Annotated in this window: 20 protein-coding genes; 19 read left to right on the forward strand and 1 reads right to left on the reverse strand. The window is 47.2% G+C overall.

Annotated features, from left to right (window positions below):
* Positions 1-2 precede the first annotated feature (2 nt).
* The 7 genes from ymfI (at position 3) to recA (ending at position 6,398) form a co-directional block, all read left to right on the forward strand.
* Positions 3-725 carry an elongation factor P 5-aminopentanone reductase gene (ymfI, locus tag A4U59_RS09590; RefSeq protein WP_066173162.1) on the forward strand — a complete coding sequence of 241 codons (723 nt, stop codon included), beginning with the start codon at positions 3-5 and terminating at the stop codon, positions 723-725.
* A 67-nt stretch (positions 726-792) separates the two neighbouring features.
* Positions 793-1,044 carry a DUF3243 domain-containing protein gene (locus tag A4U59_RS09595; protein ID WP_066173164.1) on the forward strand — a complete coding sequence of 84 codons (252 nt, stop codon included), beginning with the start codon at positions 793-795 and terminating at the stop codon, positions 1,042-1,044.
* 366 nt (positions 1,045-1,410) lie between these two features.
* On the forward strand, positions 1,411-2,202 hold the full coding sequence (locus A4U59_RS09600) for a DUF3388 domain-containing protein (RefSeq protein WP_066173167.1): 792 nt from the start codon (positions 1,411-1,413) through the stop codon (positions 2,200-2,202).
* Positions 2,203-2,212: 10 nt separating this feature from the next.
* Positions 2,213-3,118, forward strand: a complete 906-nt coding sequence (locus A4U59_RS09605) for a helix-turn-helix domain-containing protein (RefSeq protein ID WP_083270775.1) — start codon at positions 2,213-2,215, stop codon at positions 3,116-3,118.
* An 80-nt stretch (positions 3,119-3,198) separates the two neighbouring features.
* On the forward strand, positions 3,199-3,777 hold the full coding sequence (gene pgsA / locus A4U59_RS09610; RefSeq protein WP_066173173.1) for a CDP-diacylglycerol--glycerol-3-phosphate 3-phosphatidyltransferase: 579 nt from the start codon (positions 3,199-3,201) through the stop codon (positions 3,775-3,777).
* 85 nt (positions 3,778-3,862) lie between these two features.
* Positions 3,863-5,104: a competence/damage-inducible protein A gene (locus A4U59_RS09615; RefSeq protein WP_066173176.1), complete on the forward strand. Its 1,242-nt coding sequence runs from the start codon at positions 3,863-3,865 to the stop codon at positions 5,102-5,104.
* 256 nt (positions 5,105-5,360) lie between these two features.
* The gene (gene recA / locus A4U59_RS09620; RefSeq protein ID WP_066173178.1) at positions 5,361-6,398 is read left to right on the forward strand and encodes a recombinase RecA; all 1,038 of its coding nucleotides are present in this window, start codon (positions 5,361-5,363) and stop codon (positions 6,396-6,398) included.
* A gap of 57 nt (positions 6,399-6,455) precedes the next feature.
* Here the strand turns inward: recA and A4U59_RS09625 are convergent, their stop codons facing one another.
* Positions 6,456-6,647, reverse strand: coding sequence for a hypothetical protein (locus tag A4U59_RS09625; protein ID WP_066173181.1), 192 nt, complete (start codon positions 6,645-6,647; stop codon positions 6,456-6,458).
* A gap of 268 nt (positions 6,648-6,915) precedes the next feature.
* Here A4U59_RS09625 and rny point away from each other — a divergent pair, with 268 nt between their 5' ends.
* The 12 genes from rny (at position 6,916) to mutS (ending at position 23,145) form a co-directional block, all read left to right on the forward strand.
* Positions 6,916-8,478 carry a ribonuclease Y gene (rny, locus tag A4U59_RS09630; protein ID WP_066173183.1) on the forward strand — a complete coding sequence of 521 codons (1,563 nt, stop codon included), beginning with the start codon at positions 6,916-6,918 and terminating at the stop codon, positions 8,476-8,478.
* A gap of 150 nt (positions 8,479-8,628) precedes the next feature.
* Positions 8,629-9,420 carry a TIGR00282 family metallophosphoesterase gene (locus tag A4U59_RS09635; protein WP_066173186.1) on the forward strand — a complete coding sequence of 264 codons (792 nt, stop codon included), beginning with the start codon at positions 8,629-8,631 and terminating at the stop codon, positions 9,418-9,420.
* A gap of 250 nt (positions 9,421-9,670) precedes the next feature.
* Positions 9,671-9,931, forward strand: coding sequence for a stage V sporulation protein SpoVS (gene spoVS / locus A4U59_RS09640; RefSeq protein WP_010193268.1), 261 nt, complete (start codon positions 9,671-9,673; stop codon positions 9,929-9,931).
* Between the two features lie 442 nt (positions 9,932-10,373).
* A complete protein-coding gene (locus A4U59_RS09645; protein ID WP_066173189.1) occupies positions 10,374-11,300 on the forward strand; it encodes a dipeptidase in 927 nt (308 codons plus the stop codon).
* A gap of 230 nt (positions 11,301-11,530) precedes the next feature.
* Positions 11,531-13,270: a 2-oxoacid:acceptor oxidoreductase subunit alpha gene (locus A4U59_RS09650; protein ID WP_066173191.1), complete on the forward strand. Its 1,740-nt coding sequence runs from the start codon at positions 11,531-11,533 to the stop codon at positions 13,268-13,270.
* Positions 13,271-14,137, forward strand: a complete 867-nt coding sequence (locus A4U59_RS09655; protein ID WP_066173193.1) for a 2-oxoacid:ferredoxin oxidoreductase subunit beta — start codon at positions 13,271-13,273, stop codon at positions 14,135-14,137.
* Between the two features lie 557 nt (positions 14,138-14,694).
* On the forward strand, positions 14,695-15,735 hold the full coding sequence (gene tdh / locus A4U59_RS09660) for an L-threonine 3-dehydrogenase (RefSeq protein WP_211274922.1): 1,041 nt from the start codon (positions 14,695-14,697) through the stop codon (positions 15,733-15,735).
* A gap of 192 nt (positions 15,736-15,927) precedes the next feature.
* Positions 15,928-17,103 (forward strand): glycine C-acetyltransferase, encoded by a 1,176-nt coding sequence (locus A4U59_RS09665; RefSeq protein WP_066173199.1) that lies wholly within the window; start codon positions 15,928-15,930, stop codon positions 17,101-17,103.
* 161 nt (positions 17,104-17,264) lie between these two features.
* Positions 17,265-18,818 (forward strand): tRNA (N6-isopentenyl adenosine(37)-C2)-methylthiotransferase MiaB, encoded by a 1,554-nt coding sequence (gene miaB, locus A4U59_RS09670; RefSeq protein ID WP_066173202.1) that lies wholly within the window; start codon positions 17,265-17,267, stop codon positions 18,816-18,818.
* 10 nt (positions 18,819-18,828) lie between these two features.
* Positions 18,829-19,260 (forward strand): YlbF/YmcA family competence regulator, encoded by a 432-nt coding sequence (locus tag A4U59_RS09675; protein WP_066173205.1) that lies wholly within the window; start codon positions 18,829-18,831, stop codon positions 19,258-19,260.
* Between the two features lie 538 nt (positions 19,261-19,798).
* Positions 19,799-20,362, forward strand: coding sequence for an outer spore coat protein CotE (locus A4U59_RS09680; protein ID WP_066173207.1), 564 nt, complete (start codon positions 19,799-19,801; stop codon positions 20,360-20,362).
* A gap of 167 nt (positions 20,363-20,529) precedes the next feature.
* Positions 20,530-23,145 carry a DNA mismatch repair protein MutS gene (mutS, locus tag A4U59_RS09685; protein ID WP_066173210.1) on the forward strand — a complete coding sequence of 872 codons (2,616 nt, stop codon included), beginning with the start codon at positions 20,530-20,532 and terminating at the stop codon, positions 23,143-23,145.
* Positions 23,146-23,163: the final 18 nt, after the last annotated feature.

Here is a 23,163-nt window from a genome sequence, read left to right on the forward strand (position 1 = left end):
CAATGAAAACGGCACTTGTAACCGGGGCTAGCGGCGGCATCGGCAAAGCTGCAGCCAGAAAGCTTATGGAAAACGGCTATTCCGTCTATCTTCATTACAATAGTAATGCAAAGCCAATTGAGGAATTGGCAGGCGAAGCCCGTACATTTGGAGTGGAAGCATACCCTGTCAGGGCGGATTTATCCCAGCCAGGAGGCGCGCTCCGTCTGCTGTCATCTCTCCTGCATGATGTCGATATCGTTGTTTATGCAGGGGGGAGAAGCTTGACCGGGCTTGTCGGGGATACTGGAGATGAAGCTGTTGCGGAAATGATGAGACTCCATTTGGAAAGCCTGTTTGTCATTTCGCGCGGACTCATTCCCGGTATGCTGAAAAAACAGCACGGGAGGATCATTGTCGTCTCTTCTATATGGGGACTGACAGGCGCCTCGTTTGAAGTGCTTTACTCTATGGTCAAGGGCGGCCAAAATGCATTTGTGAAGGCGCTGGCGAAAGAAACGGCTGCAAACGGAATCACTGTAAATGCCGTTGCGCCAGGGGTTGTTGATACGGAGATGATGAAAGGGTACGGCGAAGAAGACCTTTCCCTCCTTCGTGAAGAAATTCCGATGCGGAGGTTTGCACAGGCAGAAGAAATCGCCGATTCCATTATGTTTTTGGCCTCTGAAAAAAGTGCGTATGTGAGCGGTCAAATTCTGTCTATCAACGGTGCATGGTATTGTTGAACTTTCATGCATATTTCTTTCATAAAGGTACAAACTAGCATCGAACATACCTTAAGGAGGGAATATCATGTCAGTACTTGATAACTGGGAACAATGGAAACATTTCTTGGGAGACAGGCTGGGCCAGGCAGAACAGGAAGGAATAAACGAGAACACTGTTAACGATCTTGCCTATCAAATCGGCGGCTATCTTGCCAAACAAGTAGAACCGAAAAACGAGCAGGAAAAAGTCCTTGCCGATATGTGGAATGTTGCCTCACCTGAAGAACAGCATGCCATTGCCAATATGATGGTTAAGCTTGTCGAACAGGACAAGTAAAAGTGTAAGGCGCTCTTTTGTTTTACATCAGCATATCGAACCAGGAAGTGCCAGGCACAAACAAGAGTGCCTGGCACTCATTTGTATGTAAGATATGAGGATACGGAATTTGTCTTTTTATGTGGCTTTGTCAAATGGAGCTGTTGATTACCGTTCCAATCATCTTTAGTGCAAAGCGGCATTGGGTTTCTTAACAAAGCGTTCACTGTAATCGGAAAGTTCTATTCGGCATAATTATTTTCATCCTATTTCTTCTCGCCCTTTTCTTAGTTGGCAAAATTAGATATGATAGTTTTAGGTTATCTTTCATGGTCAATACATACACATCATTTATATACAGTTTTAATGATGGAGAGGAGAGGAACCATGTCTAAAAAAGAATGGTATCTTGAATATGAAATCCATATCAACCGGCCGGGACTGCTCGGTGATATTTCGTCTTTGCTTGGAATGCTCTCCATAAATATCCTGACAATCAATGGGGTCAATGACAGCCGGCGCGGCATGCTGCTGCTGTGCGAGCGCGATGAGCAAGTCGAACGGCTGGAATCGATTTTGCAGACGATGGATAATATTACGGTGACAAAGCTGAGGCGCCCCAAATTGAGGGATGTCCTTGCTGTGAGGCACGGACGGTATATACAGCGCGATGCCGATGATAAAAAAACATTCCGATTCGTACGCGATGAACTCGGTCTTCTTGTGGACTTCCTTGCGGAGATTTTCAAGCAAAAAGGACATAAATTAATCGGAATCCGCGGCATGCCGAGGGTCGGAAAGACGGAATCCATCGTTGCAGGAGCTGTTTGTGCCAACAAAAGATGGCTTTTCGTTTCATCCACCCTGCTGAAGCAAACAGTGCGAAGTTCGCTTTTGCATGATGAATACAGCGAAGATAACATTTTTATTATTGATGGTGTCGTTTCAACAAAGCGTGCATCGGAAAAACACTGGCAGCTTGTCCGTGAAATCATGCGGATGCCGGCTGTTAAAGTGATTGAGCACCCTGATATTTTTGTGCGTGAATCAGAATACAAATTGGAAGATTTCGATTATATCATTGAATTACGGAACAATCCGGAAGAGGAAATAAAGTATGAAATAATGGATGAAAGCCCGCTGGCAGCGGACTCGGGTTTCTCCATGTTCGATTTTTAAATAGTGGAAGGTGTTTTTATTGACTGAACTAGGGCAACGCCTAAAAGGAGCAAGAGAAGAAAAAGGCCTGTCCCTCGACAGCCTCCAGGAACTTACCAAAATCCAAAAACGCTACCTGGTCGCAATTGAGGAAGGGAATTATGGAATCATGCCTGGAAAGTTTTATACACGGGCATTCATTAAACAATATGCTGAAGCTGTCGGTCTGCATTCGGATGAGATTTTTGAGGAATACAAGGATGAAATCCCGGCTCCGACTACCACAGAAATGTCACCCCAACTTTCCAGAGTGAAAACAAGTAAAAAAGCGGCACCTTCCAGACGGCGGAATAGTGCCGCAAACGCTCTGCCGATGATCATGACGATAACGCTGATAGTCCTGCTTATTGCGGCCGTGTGGATTTTCTTACAGGGACGTGTGACGGATGAAATGGATTCGGCAGGTAACCCGGAGAATTCCTCTGTTGAGAAAGAAGTGGGCGATAACGTTCCGGAAGAGACAGACGGGGATGAAGAGGAAGGCGGAAGCGATCCAGGCACTGATGAAGATCAAGAACAGGAGCCTGCTGAAGAAGAGGCGCCGGAGCAAGAACTTGTCCAGACTGAACAAAAAGGAAAGCGATCCATATATGACTTGAAAAATGCCGATAAACTTGTCCTGAATTTCACTTCGCCTGGAGAGAGCTATCTCCGTGTCCGCAATGACAACGGGAAGGTATTTTATGACGGTATCGTATCAAAGGACAAGCCTCTTGAGCTGGATGTCAGCGGCGAGTCGTCAATTGAACTGAATATTGGACGGGCTTATGAGCTTGACATCCAGATAAACGGTGAACCGTTCACATATCCGGCAGATCCTAGAAAAACGATGCATCAATATGTGACAATTAACAAAACAGCAGATGCAGCACAGTAAACGGAAGGGTCATCGCTAATGATGGCTCTCGTTTACTTTTGGTTCCATTGAATTACCGAAAATATAGGAGGCCCATACAAATGAATATTCCTAATCGAATTACGATTTTCAGAATCATGCTTATCCCGCTTTTCCTCATCATCATGCTTGTTCCTTTCGGATGGGGAGAGATTACACTGTTGGGAGCGGTAATGCCGGTGGAGGCCCTGGTCGGCGCCCTTATTTTCATTTTCGCAGCTTCCACTGATTGGGTGGATGGCCATTATGCCCGAAAGCATAACCTTGTCACAAACCTTGGGAAATTTCTTGACCCCCTTGCCGATAAATTGCTTGTTACCGCGGCTCTGCTCGTGCTCGTCGAAATGCAATTTGTGCCTTCCTGGATGGCGTTCATCATCATATTTCGGGAATTCGCAGTTACCGGATTGCGCCTGGTGGCTGCCAGTGAAGGGGAAGTTCTCGCTGCGGCCCAAATGGGGAAAATTAAGATGTGGACTCAAATCATCGCAATCTCGGCACTTTTACTCCATAATATCGGCTTTGCGGCAATCGGATTACCGTTTGACCGTATTGCGCTCTGGGTCGCCATCATTTTCACTGTGCTTTCCGGATGGGATTATTTTGCCAAGAACAAGCAAATTTTATTGTCATCAAAATAGCTGAACCTCCCGCAGCCTGCCTGCAGAAAAGCGGCCCAGAAAGGACGCAGGCTTGCAGTCATTAACATAAAGGGGGAGATTATCGATGAATGCTGAAATCATTGCAGTCGGCTCCGAACTGCTGCTTGGACAAATATGCAACACGAATGGGCAGTTCCTGTCCCGCCGGCTGGCCGAAATGGGCATCAATGTCTTTTATCACACGGTTGCCGGCGATAATCCAGAAAGGCTGCGGCCGGTAATCAGCCGGGCAGCTGAACGTTCCGACACGATCATACTGACAGGCGGGCTCGGTCCGACCAAGGATGACCTGACCAAAAATGTGATTGCCGAATTGATCGGGATGAAACTCACACTCGACACTGTGGCGCTGGGCAGGATAAAAGAATATTACAACAAAACCGGCAAGACGATGACACCGAATAACGAAAAACAGGCGCTTGTGTTTGAGAAGTGCACTGTTTTTCCGAATGATCATGGCATGGCACCGGGCATGGCGGCAGAGACGGACGGAAAGCTGTATCTCTTGCTGCCCGGTCCGCCGCGCGAGCTTAATCCGATGTTCGATCGTTATGCAGCCCCTTTCTTATATAAGAAACTTGAAAAATCGGAAAGCATCGAGTCGAAAGTGCTCCGGTTTTTCGGTATCGGGGAATCCAGCCTGGAAACCGAAATTGAAGATTTGATCGATTCCCAGAGTAATCCGACCATTGCTCCGTTGGCGGCAGATGGAGAGGTGACACTGCGGCTTACAGCGAAACATGCTTCTCCTGATGAAGCCCGCCGGCTGATCGGCTTGCTTAAGGCAGACATTTTGAAGCGTGTGGGTGCGCATTATTACGGGGAGGATGAAACATCACTTGCCCAGGTTGCGTTTTTGCTTCTCCAGGAAAAGAAACTGACTGTTTCTGCAGCCGAAAGCCTGACCGGAGGCTTATTCACTGGTGCACTCACCGATTATCCCGGTGCTTCAAAGGTCGTTTCCGGCAGCATTGTCGCTTACAACAATGCGTTGAAGGAACAGCTGCTGGACGTTCCTGCCGGTGTTTTGAAATCCGATGGTGCAGTAAGTGAAGCTTGTGCAGCCTCAATGGCGGAAAACGTCCGCCTGAAAATGGGATCTGATATCGGCATCAGTTTCACCGGCAATGCAGGTCCGTCCGGAAGCGAAGGAAAACCAGCCGGCCTTGCCTATGTTGGGATTGCCCGCAGCGGCCGGCCTGCCCTCGTCCATGAACTGAAGCTGGCCGGCACAAGGGAAATGGTCCGGTCCAGGACTGTCAAACACGGTCTGTTTGAACTTATCCAGGAGCTGAAGAAGCTGTAGCCGCTTGTGCATCGGGCAGGTAGACGGAAAGCGGTCTGCTCGATGCATGCCTGGCCTGTTGTGCAATCCGCCAAAATCAGCCGTGGTGAAAAAAAACGTTTCGTCTATTGAAAATACGGTTTTACCTGGTGGAAATTTCATTTTTCCTTACAGGGAAAACCCTGAAAAAATATCGAATAAATGTTCGCCTTTTCTCTTGGCAAACGATAAAAAAAAGAGTAGAATAGTAGTAGTTCCAATATGAGGAGGAAATAATTTGAGCGATCGCAAAGCAGCCTTGGATATGGCTTTAAGACAAATAGAAAAACAGTTCGGAAAAGGTTCCATCATGAAGTTGGGAGAGCAAACCGAACGAAGGGTTTCCACAATATCAAGCGGTTCACTGGCACTTGATGTGGCCCTTGGTGTCGGTGGATACCCGCGCGGACGCATCATCGAAATTTACGGTCCGGAATCCTCCGGTAAGACGACAGTTGCACTTCATGCTCTTGCAGAGGTCCAGCAAAACGGTGGCCAGGCTGCATTCATTGATGCAGAGCATGCTCTTGATCCCGTGTATGCCCAAAAACTCGGGGTGAACATTGACGAGCTTCTGCTTTCGCAGCCGGATACGGGCGAACAGGCGCTTGAAATCGCAGAAGCACTTGTAAGAAGCGGAGCAGTGGATATTCTCGTTATCGACTCGGTGGCAGCCCTTGTGCCAAAAGCCGAGATTGAAGGCGAGATGGGCGATTCGCATGTCGGCTTGCAGGCCCGCCTGATGTCACAGGCCCTGCGGAAACTTTCCGGAGCGATCAGCAAGTCCAATACAATCGCAATTTTCATTAACCAGATCCGCGAAAAAGTCGGTGTGATGTTTGGCAACCCGGAAACGACTCCGGGAGGGCGCGCCCTTAAGTTCTATTCTTCCGTAAGGCTTGAAGTCCGCCGTGCCGAAACGCTGAAACAGGGCAATGATATGGTCGGAAACAAAGCTAAAATCAAAGTTGTCAAAAACAAAGTTGCGCCTCCGTTCAAAACGGCTGAAGTGGACATCATGTACGGCGAAGGGATCTCCAAAGAGGGAGAAATCCTCGACATCGCTTCAGACCTGGATATCGTCCAGAAAAGCGGTGCATGGTATTCATATAATGAAGAGCGGCTTGGACAGGGACGCGAGAATGCAAAAGTGTTCCTTAAAGAAAACCTTGATACCCGTCTGGCCATTCAGAAGCAGGTCCGCGAATACTACGGCCTCGATGAATCTGCGAAAGCAGCCAAAGAAGAAGAGGGTCAGGAAGAGCTTAATTTATAGAAATGAAAAGCACAGTATAACGCTGTGCTTTTTTCTTTGTTTAGGAAATTATAAAATTTAAGCGTTGTGGATTAAAAGCCAGAAGGGAATCGTCCAGCTGCGGTCGCCAGCGGCTATCGTCATAAGCGGTGATTCCCTCCAGAAGGAAAGGTCACCTTCCTGCGGATGCCCCAGCTTATGCGTACGCCGCTGAGCGGGCGGCCTCCGCATTTCGATTGTCCAGCTGCGGTCGCCAGCGGCTATCGTCATAAGCGGCGGCCTCTTCCGGAAGGGAAGTGCACCTTCCTGCGGATCCCCCGCTTATGCGTACGCCGCTAAGCGGGCGACCTCCGCATTTCATAGCTTGACATTGGAAAAACCCGCCTATACAATTAGATTGTGTTCTTTCTTTTTTATCCTTACTAGTTTGGCCTGGTCTTCTGTAATGCTTTGGTATTTACAGGGGGCGAGCCACCATGTATTTGCCGACAAAAAGATGAAGAATGAAACCAAGTTAATAGCAAGGGGAGGTGAAACTATGGATTTTACCACAGCTATCATCTCCATTTTGCTTGCCATTATCGTCGGTGCAGTTGTTGGTTACTTCGTTCGAAAGACCTTTGCTGAAGCGAAGATTTCAAGCGCCGAACATGCAGCCCAGCAGATAATTGAAGATGGGAAGCGCGAAGCAGATGCATCCAAGAAAGAGGCGCTTCTTGAAGCGAAGGATGAAATTCACAAGCTTCGGACAGAAGCTGAACGTGATATTCGGGAAAGAAGGAACGAACTACAAAAACAGGAAAATCGTTTAATGCACAAAGAGGAGAATTTGGACCGCAAGAGCGAAATGCTTGATAAGAAAGAAAGCATGCTGGAAAAGCGCGAAGATTCTCTGACGACACGACAACAACGAGTTGAAGAGTTGGAAAGCAAAGTGGAAGAAATGCTGGAACAGCAACAGGTTGAACTTGAACGCATTTCCGGCTTATCGCGGGAGGATGCAAAGCAGCTTATCATCGACAGTGTCGAGAAAGAAGTCTCTCATGAAATGGCCATCATGGTTAAAGAGAGTGAAGCAAGAGCGAAAGAGGAAGCAGATAAGAAAGCGAAAGAGATTCTTTCACTTGCGATTCAGCGCTGTGCGGCTGATCATGTTGCCGAAACAACCGTGTCTGTCGTGAATTTGCCTAATGATGAGATGAAGGGACGTATCATTGGACGTGAAGGGCGGAATATCCGTACGCTGGAAACGTTGACAGGCATTGACCTGATTATTGATGATACACCTGAAGCAGTAATTTTATCAGGATTTGATCCAATCCGGAGGGAAACAGCCCGGCTGGCCCTTGAGAAGCTTGTCCAGGATGGAAGGATTCATCCGGCACGCATTGAGGAAATGGTGGACAAGTCACGCCGCGAGGTTGACGAGTATATCCGCGAAGTCGGTGAACAAACGACCTTCGAAGTTGGAGTGCACGGTCTGCATCCTGATTTGATCAAAATTCTTGGCCGCTTAAAATACCGTACAAGCTACGGACAAAATGTGCTCAAGCACTCGATGGAAGTCGCTTATCTTACCGGACTTATGGCAGCCGAACTCGGAGAAGACGAGACGCTCGCCAAAAGAGCCGGACTGCTCCATGATATCGGTAAAGCGATTGACCATGAAGTGGAAGGAAGCCATGTCGAAATTGGTGTGGAACTTGCAACGAAGTATAAAGAGCACCCAGTCGTGATCAACAGTATTGCATCCCACCATGGTGATACGGAGCCTACCTCGATCATTGCCGTTCTTGTGGCTGCAGCTGATGCGTTATCCGCAGCAAGACCAGGGGCACGCAGTGAAACGCTCGAAAACTATATCCGCCGCTTGGAAAAGCTTGAAGATATTTCAGAGTCGTTCGAGGGTGTTGAAAAATCGTTTGCAATCCAGGCAGGTCGAGAAATTCGCATTATGGTCAAGCCTGATATGATTGATGACCTAGAGGCATATCGTCTGGCACGCGACATACGCAAGCAAATTGAAGATGAACTGGATTATCCAGGACATATAAAAGTTACTGTCATCCGTGAAACGAGGGCAGTGGAGTATGCGAAATAAAGCGGTGGCGACACCGCTTTATTTTGTTTTTTACCCGCTTATCCGTTATTAAAACTAAATACCTTCTGCCGGCACATTGTTTTGACAATTGTGCTTTTTTTATGCAGACTGTTTAACATAATACAATCAAGCCAGAAAGGAATCAGGATAATGAAATTACTATTTGTTGGTGATGTAGTCGGATCACCGGGCCGTAAAATGATAACTGAATATTTGCCAAGGTTGAAGAAAAAATACAGGCCGCAGGTGACGATTGTCAATGGTGAAAACGCAGCAGGCGGCAGAGGGATCACGGAAAAGATCTACAGGAATATTCTCGAATCAGGCGCACAGGCTGTTACACTTGGAAACCATGCGTGGGACAACAAAGAAATCTTTGAATTTATCGATGATGCCCCAAAGATGGTAAGGCCGGCCAACTTCCCGGATGCGCCCGGCAAAGGGTCTGCCCTTTTGAATATTAATGGCATATCTGTCGGTGTGATCAATCTGCAAGGCCGTACATTCTTACCGGCACTTGACTGCCCGTTCCGCAAAGCTGATGAACTGCTTGAAAAAATGAAAGGGAAGGCCGATATCATTTTTGTTGACTTCCATGCTGAAGCAACAAGTGAAAAGCAGGCAATGGGCTGGTATCTCGATGGAAGAGTGAGTGCAGTTGTTGGTACCCATACACATGTCCAGACGGCAGATAACCGAATCCTGCCAGGCGGAACCGCATACATGAGCGATGTCGGAATGACGGGTCCCTATGACGGAGTTCTCGGCATGGACCGGGAAGCCGTCATTACCAAATTTCTGACAAATCTGCCTGTGCGGTTTGAAGTAACCAAAGGAAGGGAACAGTTAAGTGCTGTCCTTATCGATATTGATGAAAAAACGGGTGCCGCATCATCGATTAAACGAATGATGATCAATGAGGATTCGCCTTTTTTTGATTGATAAAGCGCTGTACGGGGAATCCGGCCTGCTGTTGCCGCCTCAAAGCAGGCGTCTATCACATTTCCCTTTTGCCCGGTTATAAGCCGTCGGCGGCCAGTGACATTACCGATGAGCCCCTCCTAAAGGAAGACTGAGCATAGGTCCTTTTCATTTCTTTTTGAATTTTCGAAAAATAAAGCAGGAATATGAGTTATGGTCGTGAATATATGTAAAAGGAGATTCATTTCTATTTTTCAAGGAGGTACCAGGAATGGAGATATTAAAAGTTTCAGCAAAGTCGAACCCTAACTCTGTAGCAGGAGCACTTGCAGGCGTTTTACGTGAACGAGGCGGTGCGGAAATCCAGGCAATTGGTGCTGGGGCATTAAATCAAGCCGTGAAAGCGGTAGCGATTGCACGGGGATTTGTTGCACCAAGCGGAGTGGATTTAATTTGCATCCCTGCTTTTACTGATATTTTAATTGACGGGGAAGAAAGAACAGCAATAAAGTTGATTGTTGAGCCCCGCTGATCATAACGCTATACAAAACCTGTTTGTCCCGATGGGCAAACAGGTTATTTTATTTTCAAAAGGCTATGCGAAAGCTCAGTATAAATTTAGTATAATGTTGATTAAAGGGAAAGTGCGAGGGTCCCCGGATATGGAATCGCCTTTCCTGGTGTTTATTCTAAATACAATCTCCTGCTGGAATACATACTGGACAAGAACTCGCGGCCCAAAATGGGTGGGGAGCCTCGAGGAATATAGGAACCTCTGCTGAAAACTTTCACGTGCTGTGGCAGCGCAGAGGGCAGTGCGTCCTGTACAAGTGCAGAAAGCGGGATGAAGCCCCTGTCAACAGATGACCTGTCTGATAAAGCCCTGTCAATAAGGGTTTGCATGGGTTAGCATTGATAACAGGCTCTTGTGAAATCATTGTGCAGCGCAGTCTTTTAAAAAGGTGGAATGGATAATGAAAATTTTTGACGCACATTGCGATGTGTTATTGAAAATGCGTTTTGACCCGGCAATTCGATTCAAGGACAGCAGCAGCCTTCACACGAATCTCGTCAAGCTGAAAAAATCGAATGCCTTTATTCAGGTCTTCGCAATCTACATACCGGAACAGGTTCCATATGATCAGAGGTTTTTAACGGCACTCGAAATGGCAGACTTGTTTCATTCCAAAATACTCGGCCGCCATCCCGAAATGAAAGCAATACAGTCCAGGAAGGATATCGAAGGCTTGAAGGAAGGGGAAATCGGCGCGGTGCTTGCCCTTGAAGGCTGTGATGCAATCGGTTCTGATCCAGTCAAGCTGAAAACCCTCCTTCGTCTCGGGGTTTCATCTGTCGGGCTGACGTGGAATTATGCCAATCAAGTTGCAGACGGGATCCTGGAAAGCCGCGGGGCCGGTTTGTCGGCTTTCGGCGTTGATACCGTCAATATGCTGAATGAGGCGCGGGTATGGACAGATGTCTCCCATTTATCAGTAAACGGTTTCTGGGATGTTATGGACGCGGCAAGGTACCCTATTGCTTCCCATTCGAACGCAAAGTCGCTGTGCGGTCATGTCCGCAATCTTGAAGATGACCAAATTGAAGCGCTTATCCGTAAAGATGGAATGATCGGCATCACCTTTGTGCCGGACTTCCTGAACGATGATGCAGACAGCGCCACGATTGATGATGTAATCCGCCATCTTGACCATGTTTGTTCTCTTGGAGGTGCCGATAACGTCGGCTTCGGGTCGGATTTTGACGGCATCGGCAGAACTCCGCTTCATTTGGATGACTACGGTAACTATAGCAACCTTATTGAGCGGCTTATCAACTATTATTCTAACGATCAAGTGGATAAATTCACCCATAACAATTTTATTAACCATTTTCCGCGGTGAAGCATGTAACTAATGTACATTTTTTGTCGATAATAAAGGTGCAGGGGCTTGCTTTTTTGCGGCTATAGGTCTAGAATTGTAAGCGTTTAGAGTACATATCCAAAAGATTAGTATCACTTAGAAAGTTTAGAATACTCTTATTCCGCTTCTGGTGGTATGATTGGAACAGTGCTGCACTTAAACAATAGCATTCTTTGTCACATTGATTGCAACAAAAGGGGTGTAGAAAAATGATAAGTCAGCTTTCCTGGAAAGTTGGAGGACAGCAGGGTGAAGGGATCGAGAGTACCGGGGAAATATTCTCGATAGCACTGAATCGATTGGGGTATTACTTGTATGGCTACCGCCACTTTTCCTCACGTATCAAAGGGGGACATACAAACAATAAAATCCGCGTAAGCACTACGCAAGTACGCTCAGTGTCTGACGATCTTGACATTCTTGTCGCGTTTGACCAGGAGACAATCGATGTCAATTTCCATGAACTGAGGCAGGGAGGCATTGTGCTTGCCGATGCAAAGTTCAACCCGTCCATACCGGATGAGTCAAAAGCATCATTGTATGCGGTTCCATTTACAGACATCGCCACCGAGCTAGGGACTTCCCTAATGAAGAACATGGTGGCGGTAGGAGCATCAAGTGCGATATTGGATATAGATATTAATGTGTATGAAGAAGTTGTTAACGAGATATTCGGCCGTAAAGGTCAGCAAATCGTCGATAAAAACATGGAAGCGATCAAGCAAGGTGCAGAGCGTGTAAAAGAGCAGGCTGGAGCAGAATTCGAAACGATGCAGCTTCAAAAAGCGGACGGCAAAAAGCGCATGTTCATGATCGGCAACGATGCGATTGCGATGGGAGCAGTAGCCGGCGGTGTCCGTTTCATGGCTGCTTATCCGATTACACCAGCTTCAGAGATTATGGAATATCTCATCAAAAAGCTGCCTGATTTCGGCGGGACAGTTATTCAGACAGAGGATGAAATTGCTGCTGCCACGATGGCGATCGGTGCCAACTATGCCGGAACGCGGACCCTGACCGCCTCTGCTGGACCAGGCCTGTCGCTGATGATGGAAGCAATCGGGCTTTCAGGCATCACCGAGACACCGCTCATGATTGTGGATACACAGCGCGGCGGACCCAGCACAGGACTTCCTACCAAACAGGAACAATCCGACTTGATGGCGATGATTTACGGTACACATGGGGAAATTCCTAAAGTTGTCATCGCGCCGAGTACGGTTGAAGAAGCATTTTATGACAGCATCCAGGCTTTGAATATAGCAGAAGAATTCCAGTGCCCTGTCATTCTTCTTTCCGATTTGCAGCTTTCACTGGGCAAACAGACTGTCGAGCCGCTTGATTATAATAAAATCGAAGTGCGCCGCGGCAAGCTGATGAAAGAAGAAAACTTGCCGGAACTGGATGCCAAGGAAAACTTCAAACGCTATGAAGTGACAGAAGACGGCGTTTCGCCTCGTGTTGTGCCGGGCATGAAAAACGGCTTGCACCACGTCACAGGCGTTGAGCATGCTGAAACAGGCAAACCTTCTGAAGTTGCTGAAAACCGACTTGCACAGATGGATAAACGTCTTCGCAAGCTGAACCGGCTGAATTTCGATACACCAGTACATATTGATGCCGCACACGATCAGGCAGATGTATTGATTGTCGGTTTCAATTCTACCCGCGGTGCGATTGAAGAAGCGAAAGTACGGCTTGAAGAAGAAGGCAAAAAGGTTAACCATGCACATATAAGGCTTGTGCATCCATTTCCGGCGGAAGAAATGAAGCCGCTTGTGGAAAATGCCAGGAAAATCCTTGTCGTGGAACATAATGCAACAGGCCAGCTGGCGAACCTTTTGAAGATGAACTTGCCGGTTGCCGATAAAGTCATCAATTTGAAAAAATATGACGGCAATCCATTCACACCAAGTCATGTTTACGACAAATGCAAGGAGTTGTTCTAAATGGCAACGTTTAAAGAATTCAGAAACAATGTGAAACCGAACTGGTGCCCGGGCTGCGGAGACTTTTCCGTACAGGCTGCCATCCAGCGGGCAGCGGCCAACGCCGGTCTTGAACCTCATGAACTTGCAGTCATCTCCGGCATAGGTTGTTCTGGCCGGATTTCAGGATATATAAACGCATACGGCTTCCATGGCATCCATGGCCGAGTTCTGCCGATTGCCCAGGGCGTTAAAATGGGCAACAGGGATTTGAAAGTCATCGCTTCCGGAGGGGACGGCGATGGTTTTGCAATCGGAATGGGTCACACCGTCCATGCCATCCGCCGCAATATCGATATCACGTATATCGTAATGGATAACCAGATCTACGGCCTGACAAAAGGGCAGACTTCTCCGAGAAGCGGCACAGGGTTCAAGACGAAGAGCACCCCGCATGGCTCCATCGAGTCATCCCTGTCCGTTATGGAAATGGCACTGACCGCTGGAGCGACATTTGTCGCTCAGAGTTTCTCAAGTGATTTGAAGGAATTGACTTCTCTTATTGAAGAAGGCATGAATCATAAGGGTTTCTCGCTTATCAACGTATTCAGTCCTTGTGTCACTTACAACAAAGTGAACACGTACGACTGGTTCAAGGAAAATTTGGTGAAGCTCAGTGACAGAGAAGGATATGATCCATCAAGCAGAACAGGGGCTATGCAGACATTGATGGAACACAATGGATTGGTAACAGGGCTGATTTATCAGAACAAAGAGCAGCCGTCTTATCAGCACCTTGTCCATAACTTCAGTGAACAGCCGCTTTCAGAAAGCAATCTTACCATCAGTGAAGATAAGTTCAGCGAACTGGTTTCCGAATTTATGTAAATCAATCATCTCCGGTTCACTATCCGGAGATAATACCTGAATAGCAAGCTGAATCGAGGACGAAATCGCATAAGATTTCGTCCTGTTTTTTTATTGTTATGGAAATTATAAAATGTAAGCGTTGTGGATAAAAAGCCAGAAGTGAATCGTCCAGTTCCAGGCGCCAGCGTCTATCGTCATAAGCGGGAGATCCCCTCCGGGAGGAAAGAGCACCCCCCTGCGGGTAGCCCCCGCTTATGCGTACGCCGCTAAGCGGGCGCCTTGCGCATTTGTTCCTTGCATATTCCTTCAAAATTTAACAATCCCCACATCTGTAACTGAATCGGTAAGGAAGTTTTGCCGGCTGTTATTCGGTTTGGAAAGCAGGGACCTTTCGGCATATTGCGTCAGTCGCTTGCATTTTTTCTATATTTTCAAAAAAAAATTGCTGTTTTTTCGTGCAGATGATCAAGTGTTTTTATGAGGTGGACACTACCCTTTACCGTATTTCGTTATTAATGTTAGAATGAAAGAGGTCTAATACATTTCGATTAATGACGGAAAAAGAGGTGTTCACAGTGAATGGAAAAATGAAAGCGATCGTCAAAGCTGAAAGAAGCCCTGGAGCAGAACTGCAGGAAGTTGATATTCCATCGATTGGCCCTGATGAAGCGCTGATCAAAGTGGAGGCAACGTCGATCTGCGGAACAGATGTGCATATTTATAATTGGGATGAGTGGTCACAGAGCCGGATTAAGCCTCCTTATATATTCGGCCATGAATTTGCCGGTAAAGTAGTGGAAATTGGTGAAAATGTGACGAATGTAAAAATCGGTGATTACGTCTCCGCTGAAACCCATTTTGTATGCCATGATTGTCCGCAATGCCGCACTGGTAACTACCATATTTGCAAAAACACAAAGATTTTAGGCGTGGATACAAATGGCTGTTTTGCTGAGTATACAGCAATCCCGGCGGAAAACCTGTGGAAGAACCCGGATCATCTCCCGCCTGATGTGGCTTCCGTGCAGGAACCGATGGGGAATGCGGTCCATACCGTGCTTTCCGGGGATGTTGCGGGAAAAACAGTTGCTGTCATCGGATGCGGCCCGATCGGCCTTATGGCGGTCGGTGTTGCCAAAGCGGCAGGAGCTTCCCAGGTGCTGGCCTTTGACTTGAACGATTATCGACTTGGACTTGCTGAAAAGATGGGTGCGACAACAGCCGTTAATTCCAAACATACAGATCCCGTAGAAAAAGTGATGTCCTTGACTGACGGAAACGGTGTGGATGTAGTTTGTGAAATGTCAGGCCATCCTGTTGCGATCGACCAGGGATTCAAGATGCTCACAAACGGGGGCAGAATGTCAATATTGAGTCTTCCGGTAAAACCTGTCGAAATCGATATCACAAATGATATTGTATTTAAAGGAATCCAGGTCAACGGCATCACAGGGCGGAAAATGTATGAAACATGGCAGCAAGTGTCAAGACTGCTTGCATCAGGCCAGGTTGATCTTGCGCCGGTTATCACCCACCATTTGCCGCTTGAGGACTTTGAAGAAGGATTCCGCTTGATGAATGATGGGAAATGTGGGAAGGTTGTTTTGAAGCCATAAGGGGTTTGCCTTCCAGGCTTATAGCCTATAGTTGATTGTGCACGGGGGAGATTTTGCCAGTGTCCGTGACTCCTGCCGGCCGGGAGCGGAGCGCCATGTGAGACTACGCAGGAACAGTTGGAAAATCGCCTCAGTGTGCCTTTTGGAAATGATGATAGAGCATAATAAAGCAAATCGAAAAGGAGTGGGAAAATGAAAGGTTTTGAATACTTGCAGGCTGAACTGGATGAAATGAAAAAGAGCGGGACATTCCGAAAGCTGGTCCCGCTTGAGTCTGACCAGGGATCGAAAGTAACCGTCGGGGGCAAAGAAGTGATCCAGCTTTCTTCTAATAACTATCTTGGCCTTACGACACACCCGAAAATGAAAGAAGCTGCACTTGAGGCAGTAGACAAATACGGTGCCGGAACTGGTTCCGTCCGTACAATTGCCGGTACTTTCAAAATGCATGAAGAGTTTGAAGAGAAGCTTGCTAAATTCAAGCATACAGAAGCTGCCCTTGTTTTCCAATCCGGTTTTACAACAAATCAGGGTGTACTGTCTGCCATCCTTACCGAGGAAGATGTTGTCATATCTGATGCTTTGAATCATGCCTCCATCATTGACGGGATCAGGCTCACAAAGGCCGCACGGAAAGTATACCGCCATGTTGATATGGAACATCTTGAAGAGTGTTTGAAAGAAACGTCAGAGTATCGGAAGCGGCTGATCGTTACCGACGGTGTTTTTTCCATGGATGGAAATATCGCGCCGCTGCCCGAAATTGTGGAACTTGCTGAGAAGTATGATGCCCTTGTAATGGTCGATGATGCCCATGCGAGCGGGGTACTAGGTGAAAACGGCCGCGGCACCGTCAACCATTTCGGTCTGGATGGACGTGTACATATCCAGGTTGGCACGCTTAGTAAAGCGATCGGTGTACTGGGTGGATATGTAGCGAGCACGCAGACATTGCGGGATTATTTAATCCACAAAGGGCGCCCGTTCCTTTTCTCAACGTCACATCCGCCAGCAGTTGTGGCAGCGGCAAGTGCTGCTATTGATGTGCTGCTTGATGAACCCGAGCTTATTGAAAAATTATGGGATAACACTGAGTTTTTCAAAAAAGGCTTAAAAGAAATCGGTTTTGATATCGGCCATAGCAAAACACCAATCACACCGGTAATGGTCGGTGATGATGCAAAGGCCCATACGCTTTCCGACAAGCTGCTTGAAAACGGTGTATTCGCCCAGGGGATCGCTTTTCCTACCGTGCCGCACGGAGCTGCCCGGGTGCGTACGATTGTAACTGCAGAACATTCAAAGGAAGAATTGCAGCAGGCGCTTGATGCTTTTGAAAAAGCGGGCAAAGAACTCGGGCTTGTATAAGTCCGGCAGCCCGAATGAAGGCGAATAAATGCAGGGCCGGCCGGGCAAGGCCGGCCCTTGCTGTCTTCTGTGCGCATTAGGGATTGTCCGCCAGCGGATTAGAGGTTATAATTGTAAAATGTATGTTCGCTTATTTAGAGGCGAAGAGGAAGGAGATCAAAATGAACGAACAGCAGCGAAAAGCAAACAATGGATCAGTGGCAACGGAACCGAAGCTGGACGTAAAATCCAAGACTTCTGCAGATTTTGCCAAGTATTTTGAACAGACGTATCAGCCTCCGAATCTGAAGGAAGCAAAGAGGCGCGGAAAAGAACAAGTCCTATATCATGATGACTTTACTATCCCTGAAGATATGGCCGGAATCGGAACAGGGAAAAAGTTTTTGATCCGCACTTACGGCTGCCAGATGAACGAACATGATACAGAAGTAATGGCGGGCATTTTGTCGGAACTCGGTTTTGAAGCAACAAATGAGACAGCCGATGCCGATATCATCCTGTTGAACACCTGTGCAATCAGGGAAAATGCCGAAAATAAGGTGTTCGGTGAAATCGGGCATTTGAAGGCATTGAAGACAGAGAAACCGGACCTGCTGCTTGGAGTGTGCGGGTGTATGTCTCAGGAAGAATCGGTCGTAAACCGCATTCTCCAAAAACACCAGCATATCGATATGGTTTTCGGCACACATAATATCCACCGGCTGCCGCAAATCGTGAAAAATGCCATGTTCCAAAAGGAAATGGTTGTTGAAGTGTGGTCCAAAGAAGGCGACGTCATCGAGAACTTACCGAAAGTCCGAAATGGCAGCATCAAGGGCTGGGTCAATATCATGTACGGCTGCGACAAGTTTTGCACTTACTGTATTGTTCCATATACTCGCGGTAAAGAACGGAGCCGCCGGCCTGAAGACATCGTCGCGGAAGTGCGCACGCTTGCAGCAAAAGGCTATAAGGAAATCACCCTGCTTGGCCAAAACGTGAACGCATACGGCAAAGACATTGAGGATATCGACTACGGCCTTGGCGATCTTATGGATGAATTACGGAAAATCGATATTCCACGGATCCGGTTCACAACGAGCCACCCTCGTGATTTCGATGACAGGCTTGTTGAAGTGCTTGCCAAAGGCGGAAACCTTGTTGACCATATCCACCTCCCAGTACAGTCCGGCAGCTCGGATGTGCTGAAGCTGATGGCCCGCAAATATGACAGGGAGCGCTATATGGAGCTTGTCGGAAAAATTAAGACGGCAATGCCGAATGCATCGCTAACGACAGACATCATCGTCGGTTTCCCGAATGAAACAGATGAGCAGTTTGAAGATACTCTCTCACTTGTGAAAGAAGTGGAGTACGACAGCGCTTATACGTTCATTTACTCACCGCGCGAAGGTACACCGGCGGCAAAAATGGCCGACAATATTCCGATGGAAGTCAAGAAGGAACGGCTTCAGCGCCTTAATGCGGTTGTGAATGATATTTCGGCACGGAAAAACAAATCCTATCAGGATCAAATCGTTGAGGTGCTTGTGGAAGGCGTCAGTAAAAAAGATCCTGATACACTATCAGGGCACACCCGCAAAAACAAGCTTGTGAACTTCAAGGGTTCCAAAAATTTGATTGGAAAACTGGTGAATGTCAAAATCACAGCAGCAAAGACCTGGTCTCTTGATGGCGAGGCAACCGAAGAAGAAACGACAATCGAAAAATATTGAGGTGAAATGAATGGCAAAGTATACGCGCACACAGATTATGGACAGGGCTCAGGAGCTTGCTAAAATGATTTCGGACACGGAAGAAGTCGACTTTTTCAAACGCGCTGAAGCCCAGCTGAATGAAAACCAGAAGGTAAGCGCCTTGATCAGTAAAATCAAAACCCTGCAAAAACAGGCAGTCAATCTTCAGCATTATCAAAAACATGAAGCATTAAAACAGGTGGAAGAGGAAATCGATAACCTGTATGCACAGCTGGATGAAATACCGATCATTAAAGAATTCCAGCAGTCCCAGGCTGATGTGAATGACCTCCTGCAAATTGTCGCAACAACTATATCCAACAGGGTGACAGACTACGTCATTGAATCAACCGGCGGCAATATCCTCCACGGGGAAACCGGTTCAAAGGCGAAAAACAGCGGCTCAAGCTGCGATCATTGATTGAAAAAATTTCTGCTTCTGCTAAGTAGTTCCGATATGATGTAGAATGTTGAATAAAACAGGTGATATGACATACTAAAAACAGTATGTTTAGGGCAATAAATAACAGTTCAAATAGCAGATAAAAACGCTTGGATTTTGATATGCTCCCCCTAAGGTAGACAGGTTAAAAAATAAAACTTGTTTATCTTAGGGGGAGCTTTTTCCACGCTGGGAAGTAAATTGCCAGCAAAAAAGGATTTCAAATGAATATGGACGATTTTAAACATACAGATCGGTGCAGCAGCGCCTCTGTCTTCACTTAAAGGCTCGCCATTCTGCGGGTTTTTTAAGGAATAAAACCGGCAATCTTGTGCGGCATCCAGCAAAGGTTTCTAAAATTTCATTTACCGTATGAAAAAAAATAGGCACATATCAGGCGGTTCGTACATAGAATGTTACAGAGCGGCATGATAGTGGAATTTTATTATTTTTTTCGCACAATGGTCATTAGCCCTGCATAGGATGAAATGAGATTCAAAGAGGAGGTATTGCTCATATGGCGTCACGAGAGCATCACAAACATTATAGAGAGATTATTACAAAGGCTGTTTGCGGAAAAGGCCGGAAATTCACCCAGGCCACACACGCAATCACGCCTGCCCACAGGCCGACAAGCATTCTGGGATGCTGGTTGATCAATCATGAATATAAAGCAAAAAAAGACGGTGATTGTGTAGTCGTCAACGGTTCCTATGATGCTAATATCTGGTTTTCTTACAGTGACAATACGAAAACAGAAGTCGCAACGGAACGCGTAACCTATCATGATGAAATTCCGCTTTCCGTTCGTGATAAAAACTGCCTTTCCGATGAATTTGAAGTCATGGTCCGCGTGCTGCAGCAGCCCAACTGCCTGGAAGCCACCATTTCTCCAAACGGAAATAAAGTGATCGTCCAGGTGGAACGGGAACTTGCCGCAGAAGTTATCGGTGAGACAAAAGTATGCGTAAAAGTCGATCCGCATGGATGTCCTGAAGAATTCGACGATATCCAAGACGAGAGTTTTGAAGAGGAATTCGAAGATCTCGACCCGAAATTCTTAATTGGCGAAGAAGAGTAAGAGCCGGGGAAATCCAGTTTCCCTGGTTTTTTATTTTGTCCGGCTTTCCAGAATTCCCTCTGGTACAACACCATAACTTTGATAGTTTAGGCGAATGAGACGATTGCAGGTTTATGCTATAATAGATGAAGCTTGTTGAGAATCAATAGTGGGGGAATTAATTAGATATGGCCCAATATACGCCAATGTTACAGCAATATTTGAAAATAAAGGCACAGCATAAAGATGCCTTTTTATTTTTCCGTTTGGGTGACTTTTACGAAATGTTCTTCGATGACGCCACCGCGGCTTCACAGGAACTTGAAATTACGCTTACAAGCCGCGACGGAGGAGATGCGGGCCGCATCCCGATGTGCGGTGTGCCTTATCACTCAGCTGACAACTACATATCCCAGTTGATCAATAAAGGGTACAAAGTGGCAATCTGCGAGCAGGTGGAAGACCCGAAACTGGCCAAAGGTGTCGTAAAACGGGAAGTCGTCCAGCTGATTACGCCTGGAACAGTAATGAAGGAAAACATGATAGATGAAAAGGAAAATAACTATATAGCGGCTGTCTCAGCGGGCTCCGGAGGTGCTGCGGTCGCAATGTCAGACCTGACTACCGGTGAAACCCTTACAACGACGACTACAGGATGGGAAGAAGCCCTTCAGGAAGTGTATTCAAGCGGTGCCCGGGAAGTGATTTTGGATGAGAATGCACCGGCCGATGCTGTCAGCCTCTTCCGTGAGCGGTTGAACGCCACCTTAACGTTTACGGAAGATACAGCCATGCCGGCCCCGTTATCACGATTGGCCGCGGATTCAAATGAACCCCTGCAGAATGAAGCGGTCGGAAAGCTGTTTACATATCTTGTGCAAACCCAGCGCCGCTCGCTTGATCATTTGCAGCCTGTCAAAACATATGAGCTTTCGCAACATATGAAACTTGATATGTACTCCAGGCGCAACCTCGAATTGGTGGAGACGATCCGGACGAAAGGCCGTAAAGGGTCGCTGCTATGGCTTCTTGATAAGACAGTGACAGCAATGGGCGGCCGAATGCTCAAGCAATGGATTGAGAGGCCGCTGCTGGACAGGCGGAAAATCGAAATGCGGCACGAAATGGTTGATACACTGCTTGGCCATTTCTTTGAACGGGAAGAGATTCGTGAGAAATTGAGGGAGGTATACGATCTTGAACGTCTGGCTGGCCGGGTCGCATACGGCAATGTGAATGCACGCGACTTGATTCAGCTGCGGCGGTCCCTGGAACAGGTTCCCGCCATTTTGAAGCTCGCCGAAAGCCTGGAAAATGATTATGCCAGATCGCTGACCGCGAGTGCGGATCCATGCAGTGAGCTTACGGAACTCCTAAAGAAGGGCATCAAGGAGGATCCGCCGCTGTCCGTAAAGGAAGGCGGCATCATCGGTGACGGGTTCAATGAGGAATTGGATCAATACCGGGATGCAAGCAAAAACGGAAAGCGCTGGATTGCCGAACTTGAACAAAAAGAGCGGCAGAAGACAGGGATAAAATCTTTGAAAATAGGATACAACCGCGTATTCGGATATTATATCGAAGTGACCCGCGCCAATTTGAAGTATTTGCCCGAGGGCATGTATGAACGCAAACAGACGCTGACTAATGCCGAGCGGTTCATAACGCCTGAATTAAAAGAGAAAGAAGCACTTATACTGGAAGCTGAAGAAAAAAGCGTATCGCTGGAGTATGATATTTTTCAGGAGATCCGCCAGGAAGTGAAGACGTATATTCCGAAACTCCAAGAGCTTGCCCGAATCATCAGTGAGCTGGATGTGCTTCAGTCCTTTGCTGTTGTCAGCGAGGAGTACCATTACGTACGTCCCGAGTTCAGCGAAAAAAGGCTGATACGGATAACGGAAGGCCGCCATCCCGTCGTTGAAAAGGTGATGGACACACAGGAATATGTGGCAAACGATTTACTGATGGAAGAGGGACGGGAGCAGCTGCTCATAACAGGACCTAATATGTCGGGGAAAAGTACATATATGCGGCAGCTTGCTTTAACGGCAATCCTGGCTCAAATCGGCTGTTTCGTTCCAGCAGAAACAGCGGTGCTGCCGCTTTTTGACCAGGTGTTCACCAGGATAGGCGCTGCCGATGACCTTGTCAGCGGACAGAGCACTTTCATGGTTGAAATGCTTGAAGCGAAAAATGCATTAACGAATGCGACTGACAGAAGTTTGATCCTGCTTGATGAAATCGGCCGCGGGACTTCCACATATGACGGTATGGCGCTGGCGCAGGCTATTATCGAATACATTCATGATCACATTGGAGCGAAGACACTTTTTTCGACACATTATCATGAGTTGACAGCACTCGAACAGTCCCTTGCAAATCTGAAAAATGTCCATGTCAGTGCGATTGAAGAGGCAGGAAACGTCGTATTCCTCCATAAGGTTGAAGAAGGCTATGCCGACAAGAGCTACGGCATTCATGTCGCACAGCTGGCTGATTTGCCTGACAGGCTTATCACAAGGGCGCAGGAAATCCTGTCTGCCTTTGAACAGACACAACCGTCCAGCAAGGAAGCTGCACCGGCAAGGAATAATGACGAAGTTGCAGATACACTTTCAGCAGAACAGCAATTAAGTTTTTTCGCTGATGACAACAGGCCATCGGCGAAAAAATACAAACCGGCAAAAAGGGAGGAAAAGGTCCTGCAAACTCTGGAGGGATTGAACATCCTGGAACTCACCCCCCTTGATGCAATGAATGAGCTGTACAGGCTTCAAAAAGAATTGAAATCGAAATCATGACAGATAAGAAAGGGGTGG

This window comes from Bacillus marinisedimentorum (genome assembly GCF_001644195.2).
Taxonomy (GTDB): domain Bacteria; phylum Bacillota; class Bacilli; order Bacillales; family Bacillaceae_O; genus Bacillus_BL; species Bacillus_BL marinisedimentorum.